Annotated in this window: 11 protein-coding genes; 7 read left to right on the top strand and 4 right to left on the bottom strand. The window is 67.3% G+C overall.

The window, feature by feature from the left end; genetic code table 11:
• Nucleotides 1-109 precede the first annotated feature (109 nt).
• Both ACZY0B_RS24080 and ACZY0B_RS24075 read left to right on the top strand, forming a co-directional pair.
• The gene (locus tag ACZY0B_RS24080; protein WP_463766751.1) at nt 110-3,088 is read left to right on the top strand and encodes an acyl-CoA synthetase; all 2,979 of its coding nucleotides are present in this window, start codon (nt 110-112) and stop codon (nt 3,086-3,088) included.
• A complete protein-coding gene (locus ACZY0B_RS24075; protein WP_463766748.1) occupies nt 3,081-3,296 on the top strand; it encodes a Trm112 family protein in 216 nt (71 codons plus the stop codon). Before ACZY0B_RS24080 ends, ACZY0B_RS24075 begins: the two co-directional genes overlap by 8 nt.
• On the opposite strand, the gene ACZY0B_RS24070 is transcribed toward ACZY0B_RS24075, so the two are convergent.
• The 4 genes from ACZY0B_RS24070 to ACZY0B_RS24055 all read right to left on the bottom strand — a co-directional run bounded on the left by ACZY0B_RS24070 (nt 3,262) and on the right by ACZY0B_RS24055 (nt 6,787).
• On the bottom strand, nt 3,262-3,885 hold the full coding sequence (locus ACZY0B_RS24070) for a TetR/AcrR family transcriptional regulator (protein WP_463766746.1): 624 nt from the start codon (nt 3,883-3,885) through the stop codon (nt 3,262-3,264). The two genes, ACZY0B_RS24075 and ACZY0B_RS24070, sit on opposite strands and share 35 nt — an antisense overlap.
• Before the next feature lies 1 nt (nt 3,886).
• Nucleotides 3,887-4,705, bottom strand: coding sequence for an ABC transporter permease (locus ACZY0B_RS24065; RefSeq protein WP_463766745.1), 819 nt, complete (start codon nt 4,703-4,705; stop codon nt 3,887-3,889).
• Nucleotides 4,639-5,403 carry an ABC transporter ATP-binding protein gene (locus ACZY0B_RS24060; RefSeq protein ID WP_463766744.1) on the bottom strand — a complete coding sequence of 255 codons (765 nt, stop codon included), beginning with the start codon at nt 5,401-5,403 and terminating at the stop codon, nt 4,639-4,641. The genes ACZY0B_RS24065 and ACZY0B_RS24060 overlap by 67 nt, the downstream gene beginning before the upstream one ends.
• 115 nt (nt 5,404-5,518) lie before the next feature.
• Complete coding sequence (locus ACZY0B_RS24055; RefSeq protein WP_463766743.1) at nt 5,519-6,787, bottom strand: ammonium transporter; 1,269 nt, start codon at nt 6,785-6,787, stop codon at nt 5,519-5,521.
• Nucleotides 6,788-6,855: 68 nt separating this feature from the next.
• Here ACZY0B_RS24055 and ACZY0B_RS24050 point away from each other — a divergent pair, with 68 nt between their 5' ends.
• The 5 genes from ACZY0B_RS24050 to ACZY0B_RS24030 all read left to right on the top strand — a co-directional run bounded on the left by ACZY0B_RS24050 (nt 6,856) and on the right by ACZY0B_RS24030 (nt 11,604).
• Nucleotides 6,856-7,467 (top strand): DNA-3-methyladenine glycosylase, encoded by a 612-nt coding sequence (locus ACZY0B_RS24050; protein ID WP_463766741.1) that lies wholly within the window; start codon nt 6,856-6,858, stop codon nt 7,465-7,467.
• Nucleotides 7,468-7,578: 111 nt separating this feature from the next.
• Nucleotides 7,579-8,859: a tyrosine--tRNA ligase gene (tyrS, locus tag ACZY0B_RS24045; protein WP_463766740.1), complete on the top strand. Its 1,281-nt coding sequence runs from the start codon at nt 7,579-7,581 to the stop codon at nt 8,857-8,859.
• Between the two features lie 457 nt (nt 8,860-9,316).
• Nucleotides 9,317-9,691 (top strand): DUF732 domain-containing protein, encoded by a 375-nt coding sequence (locus tag ACZY0B_RS24040; RefSeq protein ID WP_463766750.1) that lies wholly within the window; start codon nt 9,317-9,319, stop codon nt 9,689-9,691.
• 63 nt (nt 9,692-9,754) lie between these two features.
• Entirely contained in the window at nt 9,755-10,600 is an 846-nt protein-coding gene (locus tag ACZY0B_RS24035) for a tetratricopeptide repeat protein (protein ID WP_463766739.1), read from the top strand.
• Nucleotides 10,597-11,604 carry an HAD-IIA family hydrolase gene (locus ACZY0B_RS24030; protein WP_463766738.1) on the top strand — a complete coding sequence of 336 codons (1,008 nt, stop codon included), beginning with the start codon at nt 10,597-10,599 and terminating at the stop codon, nt 11,602-11,604. Before ACZY0B_RS24035 ends, ACZY0B_RS24030 begins: the two co-directional genes overlap by 4 nt.
• The last annotated feature ends 16 nt before the right edge of the window (nt 11,605-11,620 follow it).

The raw sequence follows: 11,620 nt of genomic DNA, 5'->3' as shown, positions 1-11,620 counted from the left end.
TGCACCACCCCGCGGCAAACAGCCTGACCAGAACTGCTGAGCGCGCCCGTGTGCCATGATGTCCAAGCTGTCGAGAGAGTGGGGAGCAGCGGTGGATCTGAACTTGTCGATGATCACGCGGCCGGTGGAACGACTGGTCGCGACGGCCCAGAACGGCCTGGAGGTCTTACGGCTGGGTGGCCTGGAGACCGGCACCGTTCCGTCGCCGTCGCAGATCGTCGAGAGCGTGCCGATGTACAAGCTTCGGCGCTACTTTCCGCCCGACAGCCGCCCCGGGCAGCGCCCGGTCGGTCCGCCGGTGCTGATGGTGCACCCGATGATGATGTCGGCGGACATGTGGGACGTCACCCGCGACGAGGGCGCGGTCGGCATCCTGCATTCCCACGGGCTGGATTGTTGGGTCATCGATTTCGGCTCGCCCGACAAGGTCGAGGGCGGCATGCGCCGCAACCTGGCCGACCACATCGTCGCGCTGAGCCAGGCCATCGACACGGTGAAGGACGCCACCGGCAGCGACGTGCACCTGGTCGGGTATTCGCAGGGCGGGATGTGGTGCTATCAGGTCGCCGCCTACCGGCGTTCGAAGGCGCTGGCCAGCATCGTGACCTTCGGTTCGCCGGTGGACACCCTGGCCGCCCTGCCGATGGGCATCCCGGCGAACTTCGCCGCGCCCGCCGCCAACTTCATGGCCGACCACGTCTTCAGCCGACTGGCAATACCGGGCTGGATGGCGCGCGCCGGCTTCCAGATGCTCGACCCGCTCAAGACGGCCAAGGCCCGGGTCGATTTCGTGCGGCAGCTGCACGACCGCGAGGCGCTGCTGCCCCGCGAACAACAGCGCAGATTCCTCGAGCGCGAGGGGTGGATCGCCTGGTCCGGCCCGGCGATCTCCGAGCTGCTCAAGCAGTTCATCGCGCACAACCGGATGATGACCGGCGGTTTCGCCGTCAACGGGCAGATGGTCACGCTCACCGACATCAGCTGCCCGGTGCTGGCGTTCGTCGGCGAGGTCGACGACATCGGCCAGCCCGCATCGGTGCGTGGCATCCGGCGGGCGGCACCCAACGCCGAGGTCTACGAAGCCCGGATCAGGACAGGGCATTTCGGCCTCGTCGTGGGATCCAAAGCGGCAGAACAGGGTTGGCCCACCGTCGTCGCATGGATCGAATGGCTTTCGACTGGAGGCGACAAGCCCTCCGGCGTCGACCTGATGGCCGATCAGCCCGAAGAGCACACCGATAGCGGCGTCGCATTGAGTTCCCGGCTCACGCATGGCATCGGTGAGGCGTCGGAGGCCGCGCTGGAGCTGGTGCGCGGCGCCACCGGCGCGGTGGTCGCGGCCAACAAGTCGATGCGGACCCTGGCCGTCGAGACCGCGCGCACGCTGCCCCGACTGGCCCGGCTCGGGCAGATCAACGACCACACCCGAATCTCGTTGGGCCGCATCATCAGTGAGCAGGCCCGCAATGCCCCGCGGGGTGAGTTCCTGTTGTTCGACGGTCGTGTACACACCTACGAGGCGGTCGACCGGCGCATCAACAACGTCGTTCGGGGCCTGATTCAGGTCGGCGTGCGGCAGGGCGACCGAGTCGGTGTGTTGATGGAGACGCGTCCCAGTGCCCTGGTCGCGATCGCCGCGCTGTCCCGGCTCGGCGCCGTCGCCGTGGTGATGCACCCGGAGGCCGATCTGGCCGCATCGGTTCGGCTCGGGCGAGTTACCGAGATTCTGACTGACCCCACCAACCTGGAGGCCGCACGGCAATGGCAGGGGCAGGTCCTGGTGTTGGGCGGCGGCGAGGCGCGCAACCTGGACCTGCCCGAAGACGGCTTGGAGCAAAACCAGGTCATCGACATGGAGCAGATCGACCCGGACGCCGTCGAGCTGCCCGCCTGGTACCGGCCGAACCCGGGTTTGGCCCGCGATCTGGCGTTCATCGCATTCAGCGCGGTCGGCGGCGAGCTGGTCGCCAAGCAGATCACCAACTACCGATGGGCGGTGTCGGCGTTCGGCACCGCCTCGACGGCCGCCCTCGACCGCCGTGACACCGTGTACTGCCTGACCCCGCTGCACCACGAGTCCGCGCTGCTGGTCGCCCTCGGCGGCGCGGTCGTCGGCGGCACCCGCATCGCGCTGTCACGCGGCCTGCAGGCCGAACGATTCGTCAATGAGATAAGGCAGTACGGCGTCACCGTGGTGTCCTACACCTGGGCGATGCTGCGCGAAATCGTCGACGATCCCGCCTTCGTGCTGCATGGCAATCATCCGGTGCGCCTGTTCATCGGCTCGGGCATGCCGACGGGGTTGTGGGAGCGCGTCGTCGACGCATTCACGCCCGCACATGTCGTCGAGTTCTTCGCCACGACGGACGGGCAAGCGGTGCTGGCGAACGTGTCCGGCGTCAAGATCGGCAGCAAGGGCCGGCCGCTGCCCGGCGCCGGTCGCGTAGAGCTCGGTGCCTATGACACCGAACACGACCTGATCCTGGAAGACGAGCGGGGCTTCGTCCAGGTCGCCGACGTGAACCAGGTCGGGGTGTTGCTCGCGGCGTCCAACGGCCCGATCGATCCGACGGCGTCGGTCAAACGCGGGGTCTTCGCACCCGGTGATACCTGGATCTCCACCGAGTCCCTGTTCCGCCGCGACGAGGACGGGGACTTCTGGTTGATGGGCAGGCGCGGCTCGGTGGTCCACACCGCGCGCGGGCTGGTCTACTCCGAGCCGGTTACCGATGCACTCGGCCTGATCAACGGCGTGGACCTCGCGGTGACCTACAACGTCCCGTTCGGAAATCTGGAGGTGGCGGTCTCGGCGGTGACGTTGTTGCCAGGGGCCTCCATCACGGCGGCGGATCTGACCGAAGCCGTCGCGGACATGCCGATCGGGTTGGGGCCTGACATTGTTTGCGTGGTGCCGGAGTTGACGTTGAGCGCGACGTACCGTCCGACGGTCAGCGCACTGCGGGCGGCCGGGATTCCCAAATCCGGGCGTCACGCCTGGTATTTCGATACCGCCAGCGAGCAGTACCGCCGCTTGACTCCGGCGGTGCGGGCCGAACTGAGCGCCACGTATCGGGAAACCGATGGTTGACGACACCCTGCTGAGCATCCTGGTCTGCCCCGAGGACCGGGGCCCGCTGCTGCTGGTGGATGACGAGCTGCTCTACAACCCGCGCCTGCGCCGGGCCTACCGCATCGAGGATGGCATCCCGGTGCTGCTGATCGACGAGGCGCGCGACGTCGACGAGGACGAGCACACCCGGCTTATCGCGAAAGGCCGTCCGGCAGATCCCCGGTGAGGTAGCGCTGCAGATTCGGTGCGATGGTCGCCGCGATCTGCTCGGCCGGTAGCGAGGCGAACGGCTCGATCCCCACGATGTAGCGAGCCATGACCACGCCCATCAACTGGGATGCGACGAACTGGGCGCGAATTCTGCCCGTTCCCGGGGGATTGTCGACGCGCGAGCCCACCTCTTCGACGACGATCTCCTGCAGGAAGGAACGCGCCAGACTCACGTCGGCTCCGGTGAGCAATCCCCGCAGGGTCGCGATCAAACCGGCGCCCATCTCCGAATCCCAGATCGGCAACAGCACCGACGGCAGCCGCAGCCCGAGTTCGGACACCGGTGTCTCCCGCATCGGCACCAGCACCGTCATCGGGTCGATCGGCAGATGGATCGCGGCGGCGAACAGCTGCTGCTTGGTACCGAAGTAGTGATGCACCAGCGCGGCGTCGACTCCCGCTCCCGCGGCGACCGACCGAATCGACGTTCGGTCAATCCCGTTGCGCGCAAACAATTCTCGTGCACTCGCCAGGATGCGATCGCGAGTGTCAGAAGTTCCGGCCGGCCGACCGGGCCGCCGGCGCCCGGTGTTGGCGGCCGTCACGTTATGGCGTCCGGCGCCGCAGTGTCGCCGCGGCCAGGCACAGCGCCGCGAACGCAGAACCCGCCACCACGACGATGTCGCGCAGCGCGATACCGGTCAGTTCGGTATGCGAATTCACCTGCTGCAGGGCTTCCAGCGCGTAGCTGGCCGGCATGACATTGCTGATCCATTGCAACCAGTCTGGCATCAGCGCTCGCGGGACGATGATGCCGGCCAGCAGCAGCTGCGGCACCATCACCAGCGGGATGAACTGCACGGCCTGAAACTCGGTGCGGGCGAACGCACTACACAGCAGACCCAGGCCAACACCCAGCACCGCGTTGACGATCGCGATCACGAACACCCAAAGCGGGCTGCCCGCGGTGTCGAAGCCCAGGAACCAGAACGACACGACGCACGCCACCGTCGCTTGCGCCGCCGCGGCGACAGAGAAGGCGGTGCCGTAGGCGATCAGCAGGTCGAGCCGGCGCAGGGGAGTGGTCAGAATGCGCTCCAGTGTCCCCGAGGCCCGTTCGCGCTGCATGGTGATCGCCGTGATGATGAACATCACGAACAGCGGGAAAAGGCCGAGCAGGATCAGGCAGGCATTGTTGAACGGCGACGGCATGCCCGGTAAGTGCCGCGCATTGTGAAACATGAAGTACATCAACGTGATAACCAGCACCGGCACCGCGAGGATCATCGCGACACTGCGGTGATCGGCGGCCAGTTGGCGCAGAATCCGCGTTGTGGTCGCGGTGTAGCCCTTCAGCCCTAGCCGGCTTGGCGCATGATGTTGCGCTTGATGATGGACAGAAACGCGTCCTCCAGTGACGGGCATCCGGTGTCCTCTCGTAGTTGGGTCGGCGTGGTGTGCGCGACCAGGTTCCCGTCGCGCATCAACAACAGGTCTCCGCAGTGATCGGCCTCGTCCATCACATGGCTGGAGACCAGCAGGGTGGTGCCGGCGCGGGCGAGCTCGGCGAACTGCTCCCAAAGGTCCGCCCGCAGCACGGGGTCCAGCCCGACGGTCGGCTCATCGAGCACCAGCAGAGACGGCTGGCAGACCAACGCGCAGGCCAGCGAAACCCGGGTGCGCTGGCCGCCGGAGAGGTTGGCGCAGAACGCGGTCCGGTGATCGGTCAGCCCCACCCGCTCGATCGCGGCGTCGGCGGCGTGGCTGTCGAAGCCGTACAGCGTCGCGAAGTAGCGAACGTTGTCGACGACCCGCAGATCGTTGTAGATGGTCGGATCTTGCGGCAGGTAACCGACGCGGCGCCGCAGCTCGGGGGAGCCGGCGGGTTTGCCGAGCACGGTAACCGTCCCCGATGACACGATCTGCGTGCCGACAATGCACCGAATCAGCGTGGTCTTGCCGCAGCCGGACGGGCCGAGCAGGCCGGTGATGCTGCCCTGCCCGATCTGCACCGAGAAGTCGTGCAGCGCAGGGCGTTTGCCGCGGATCACCCGCAGCTGGTTGATGTCGACCGCCGGTTCGGAGCCGTGCGGACTTAATTCATCACGAGATGAAATCATCATGTGATGAATATCCACCCTCAGCGCGGAGGTGTCAAGGGGGCCGACTGTGCAACTACCGACGGGCGCGCTCGCGAAAGGCGTCAGCAGACGCACTCACGCGGTTACCAGACCCAGGTCAGCTCGGGGAGCCGGGGCGGCGCAACGGCAGATGTCCCTGCACGCCCTCGGCGTAGGCGGTTTCGGCGTGCTGCGTGAAGTCGACACCGGTGGTCTCGTCTTCGGGGCTGAGCCGGAAGCCCATCACCCGATCGATCACCTTGCCGAGAACGAAAGTCACCGTGAACGCATAGATTGCGACGACGACGATCGCGAGTGTCTGCTTGCCGAGTTGGCCGAAGCCGCCGCCGTAGAACAGTCCCTGAGGACCCGCCGTCATGACCGCCGTGGCCAGCAGCCCGATCAACGACACCCCGACCACCCCGCCGACGAAGTGGACACCGACGACGTCGAGCGAATCGTCATAGTTGAAACGTAGTTTCGCGGCCACCGCGAACGAGCACACGACGCCCGCGGCGAGCCCGACGGCCGCCGCACCGAGCGTGTTGACGGTTCCGCAGGACGGGGTGATGGCGACGAGGCCGGCGACCACACCGGATGCCGCGCCGAACGTCGTGGGCCTGCCGTCGCGGATCTGTTCGACCGTGAGCCAGCCCAGCATGCCGAGGCAGCCGGCGACCAGCGTGTTCAGGAAGATGGCCGCGGCAGTTCCGTTGGCCGCCAGAGCGGAACCGGCGTTGAAGCCGAACCAGCCGAACCACAGCAGCCCGACACCGACAAAGAGCAACGGCAGATTGTGCGGTCGCATCGAGTCTTTCTTGAAGCCGATCCGAGGCCCGAGCACCAGCGCCAGGGCCAGCGCCGAGGAACCGGAGACGATCTCGACGACCAGGCCACCCGCGTAGTCGAGCACCCCGAGCTTGGCCAACCAGCCGCCCGGCCCCCACACCCAGTGCGCGACAACCGAATACACGACGATCGCCCAAACCGGGACGAACACGATCCAGGCGGCGAACTTGGCGCGGTCGGCGATCGCGCCACTGACCAAGGCCGCCGTGATGATCGCGAAGGTCAATTGGAACGTGGCATAGAGAAGTTCGGGAACCGTGCCGTGAGCGGACTCGGGCGTGATGCCGAGCATCCCGATATGGCTGAGGTTGCCGATGAACCCGCCCGCCCCGTCCTGGGAGAAGGCGAGCGTGTAGCCGACCAGTAGCCACGCCACGGTGACCAGGGGTATGGAGATGAAGCTCATCATGATCATGTTGAGCACCCCGGTGGTGCGGACCATGCCGCCGTAGAAGATCGCCAGACCGGGGGTCATCAGCAGGACCAGTGCGGTACTGGCCAGCAGCCACGCGGTGGCGGCGGGGTCGATTGCATGCATCCTTTGGGCTCCTTCGCCTCGCGGCAACCGGGATATTGCCATGTTGGTGGTCCCGGTAGGTTCGGTGGGTGGGTGCAGGCCAGCTGGTAGTCGACCCGGTCGCGGCCGCGCACCGGCTGCTTGGCGCCACTCTTACCGGCCGGGGTGTGAGCGGGATCGTCGTCGAAGTCGAGGCCTACGGAGGCGTGGCGGACGGTCCCTGGCCGGACGCGGCGGCGCACTCCTACCGCGGGCGCAGTGGCCGTAACGGCGTGATGTTCGGGCCGCCGGGACGCCTGTACACCTACCGCAGTCACGGGATCCACGTGTGCGCCAACGTCTCGTGCGGCCCCGACGGCACGGCCGCCGCGGTGCTGCTGCGCGCCGCCGTCGTCGAGGACGGCGCCGACATTGCCCAGGGCCGCCGTGGTGCGGCCGTCCGCACCCCGGCGCTGGCGCGAGGTCCCGGAAACCTGTGCTCCGCTTTGGGAATTACGATGTCCGACAACGGGATTGACCTGTTCGATCCCGATAGCCCGGTGACCCTGGCGCTGAATGCGGCCGACGGCGCGGTGTCGGGTCCACGCGTGGGGGTCAGCCAGGCCGCCGACCGGCCGTGGCGACTGTGGCTTGCCGGGCGACCGGAAGTCTCGGCGTATCGGCGAAGTCCGCGGGCACCTGCCCCGGGCGCCAGCGACTAGGGGCGTCCGCGTCGAACGTCGAGTTGTCGGGCGAAAATGCCCCGAAACCGCGCAACAAGTCGACACTCGCCGAGCGCCTGCGCCAGGTACCAGCGACTAGAGTCTTGCGGGATGTCTGCTGAGATCCTCGACGAGCTGGGCTGGCGTGGGCTGATCGCGCAGTCCACCGACCTCGATGCCCTGGCCGCCGAAGCGAAGCGCGGACCGATGACGGTGTACGCCGGCTTCGACCCCACCGCGCCGAGTTTGCACGCGGGGCATCTGGTGCCGCTGCTGGCGCTGCGCCGCTTTCAGCGTGCCGGCCACCGTCCGATCGTGCTCGCGGGCGGTGCTACCGGCATGATCGGGGACCCGCGTGAGGTGGGTGAGCGCAATCTGAACGACGCCGACACCGTCGCCGAATGGACCGAGCGGATTCGCGGACAGCTGGAACGCTTCGTCGACTTCGACGACTCACCCACCCGCGCGATCGTCGCCAACAACCTCGAGTGGACGGGTCAGATGTCGGCGATCGAGTTCCTGCGGGATCTCGGCAAGCACTTCTCGGTCAACGTGATGCTGGATCGCGACACCATTCGGCGGCGGCTCGACGGCGACGGCATCTCCTACACCGAGTTCAGCTACATGCTGCTGCAGGCCAACGACTACGTCGAATTGCGCCAGCGCCACGGCTGCTCGCTGCAGATCGGCGGCTCGGATCAGTGGGGCAACATCGTCGCCGGGGTTCGCCTGGTGCGTCAGAAACTCGGGGCGGCGGTGCACGCTCTCACCGTCCCGCTGGTGACGTCGGCAGACGGCGCCAAGTTCGGTAAATCCACCGGCGGCGGCAACTTGTGGCTGGATTCGCAGCTGACCAGTCCGTATGCCTGGTACCAATACTTCGTCAACACCGCTGACGCCGACGTGATCCGGTACCTGCGGTGGTTCACCTTCTTGTCCGCCGACGAGCTGGCAGAGCTGGAACAGGCCACCGCCGAACGTCCGCAACAGCGTGCCGCCCAACGACGCCTCGCCACCGAACTCACCGTGTTGGTGCATGGTGAGGAGGCCACCGCGGCCGTCGAGCACGCCAGCAAGGCGCTCTTTGGTCAGGGTGAGCTGGACCGCCTCGATGAGGCGACGCTGGCCGCTGCGCTACGCGAGACGTCGGTCGCCGAGCTCAAACCCGGTGGTCCCGACGGGATCGTCGACCTGTTGGTGGCCAGCGGCCTGTCGGCCAGCAAGGGCGCCGCGCGGCGCACGATTGGCGAAGGCGGCGTGTCGGTCAACAACATCCGGGTCGACAGCGACGAATGGTCCCCGCAGGCCTCCGATTTCCTGTACGGCCGGTGGCTGGTTTTGCGTCGCGGTAAGCGAAACATCGCCGGCATCGAAAGGGTCCAGCAAGGGTGAACGGCTGAAGATTTCAGCGGGGATCTCGCGTCATCGGAGGGGAAGCCGATTCGAGAAGGGGAGGTCTCGTTGGGAGGAGCGACGAGATCCCCGCTGTGAGAACTAGTCTTCCCGGATTTGCGGCTCGCCGTTATCCCACGATCGGCTGATTTACGGGTGGATATCCGCTGTCCCCCGTTCGGGGGACAGCAGCGCCTGGCGAGTGGTTGTCGATGGCGTCAAAATGACTGTGCGGCAAGGTATTTCGTAGCCCCGCGCGGTCCGGTAGCCGCAGTAGGTGCTCGACGGCGCAACATATTGGACCCGCTGCTGTCAAGAAGTTCGGAGCAAAACGCGGTGGTGTGCAAACCTTTACCTTGCCGTGCCCTAAACGTGACACTCGTTAGCCACTGTAGTCACAGTGATTTTGCGCAGCCACCGAACAATCGACGAGAAGCGAGAGATGACGGCGCAATCAATGGCGTACCAAAGGGACTTACGAGTCGGCGGACAGGCGAAGGCCTTCGGATTTGTGGCGTTGACCGCGGCTTTGGTTGCCGCAGCGGCAACGATGGCGCCGCCCATCCGCGCCGACATGGCGGGCAACGCCTTCCTGTCGGCGCTGACCAACGCCGGCATTGCCGTCACCCAGCCGGCCACGACGCTGGCGCAGGGCCAGTCGGTCTGCCCGATGCTGGTCCAACCCGGTGAGTCGTTCGATTCGGTCGTCTCGGAAATGGCCACCGGCAACGGAATGACCGAGAAAAATGCGGGCATCTTCACGATCCTCGCCATCGGGACGTTCTGCCCGGCGATGATTGCGCCGTTGATACCGGACCGGTTCAAGGCGTAGCGAGACTCCCGCCCCGGTGCCCGTATCCTCTTCACGAGGACGGGATCGAGGTGAACAACGCAAGTGGGCGACGACAGGCAGCGTCACAACGGTGAACGACGGCCGCGCACGGCGTCTGGGGGCGCACCGAAACGCGGGCCGCGCACCGAGCGTGAGGTTCCTTGGTCGGGACCCGGCCGGGCGCGCCCGGCACAGCCACGGGGCACTGGCGGTGACGGTGATCGCCCAGCGGACAGCGGGCCTGAGATACCGCCCGGGGTCGACGCCAAACAGCTGGCACCCGAAATCCGTGGCGAACTGAGCACCCTGGACCGCGCTACCGCCGAAGCGGTGGCGCGCCACCTGGTCGCCGCGGGTGAGCTGATGGACGAGGACCCGGAAGCCGCGTTGAACCACGCCCGCGCCGCCCGGGCCAGGTCCAGCAGGATCGCCGCGATTCGCGAAGCCGTCGGCATCGCGGCCTACCGCTACGGCGACTGGGCCCAGGCGCTTTCCGAATTGCGTGCCGCCCGCAGGATGGGCAGCAAGTCCTCGTTGCTCGCGCTGATCGCGGATTGCGAACGCGGCCTTGGCCGTCCGGAGCGGGCGATCGAACTGGCCCGGGGTGATGACGCGGCTCAGCTCAGCGGCGACGACGCCGACGAACTGCGCATCGTGGTCGCCGGCGCCCGCGCCGATCTGGGGCAGCTCGAGCAGGCACTGACACTCTTGTCCACGCCGCAACTGGACCCGAGCCGCAGCGGCTCGACGGCCGCCCGGTTGTTCTACGCCTACGCCGACACCTTGCTGGCGCTCGACCGCAACGACGAAGCGCTGCAATGGTTCTTGCACTCCGCGGCCGCCGATACCGACGGCGTCACCGACGCCGAAGACCGGGTCAGTGAGCTGGGCTCAAGAGACGAAAAGTGAAAGGTATTGCGCAGGAATATGATTGCCTGCTCATCGACCTGGACGGGACGGTGTTTCGCGGGCACCGTCCAACCGACGGCGCGGTGCAGACGCTCGACGAAGTGGATAGCCGCAAGCTGTTCGTCACCAACAATGCCTCCCGCAGTGCCGTCGAAGTAGCGGCGCACCTGCGCGACCTGGGCTTCACCGCCACCGACGACGACGTCGTCACCAGCGCCCAAAGTGCTGCCCACCTGCTTTCCGGTGAGCTGCCACCGGATTCACCCGTGCTGATCGTCGGCACCGACGCGCTGGCCAACGAAATCGCCGCCGTCGGACTGCGTCCGGTGCGCCGCTTCGACGAGAACCCCGTCGCCGTCGTCCAAGGCCTCTCGATGACCATCGGCTGGCCCGATCTCGCCGAGGCCGCACTGGCCATCCGGGCGGGCGCCTTGTGGGTGGCGGCCAACATCGATCCCACACTGCCCACCGAGCGGGGCCTGCTGCCCGGCAACGGGTCACTGGTGGCTGCCCTGCGGGCGGCGACGGGCGCCGAACCCAAGGTGGCCGGAAAGCCGGCCCCGACGCTGCTCAACGATGCGGTCGCGCGCGGCGACTATCGCGCGCCGTTGGTGATCGGCGACCGGCTGGACACCGACATCGAGGGCGCCAACGCCGCCAAGTTCCCCAGCCTGATGGTGCTGACCGGGGTGAGCAGCGCCCGGGATGCGGTGTACGCCAAACCCGAGCAGCGGCCCACCTATATCGGCCACGACCTGCGCGCGCTGCACCAGGACAGCAACCTGCTCGCGGTCGGGCCGCAGCCCGGCTGGACGATCGACGTCGGCGATGGCGGGGTGACGGTCAGCGGCAACGGCGACGATGGCGACGGTCTGTCGATCGTGCGCGCCGTCGCCAGTGCGGTCTGGGGCGCCCCGTTCGACGGCCAGTCGGCGCGCATCCGGCCCGCCGGCGGCCACGCCCGCGACGCGCTCGAGCGCTGGTCTCTCGTGCATGCCGACTAGCGGATGACTACCGTAG

It is taken from the genome of Mycobacterium sp. IDUB_19 (assembly GCF_055419445.1).
This window is presented reverse-complemented; position numbering and strand designations above follow the sequence as displayed.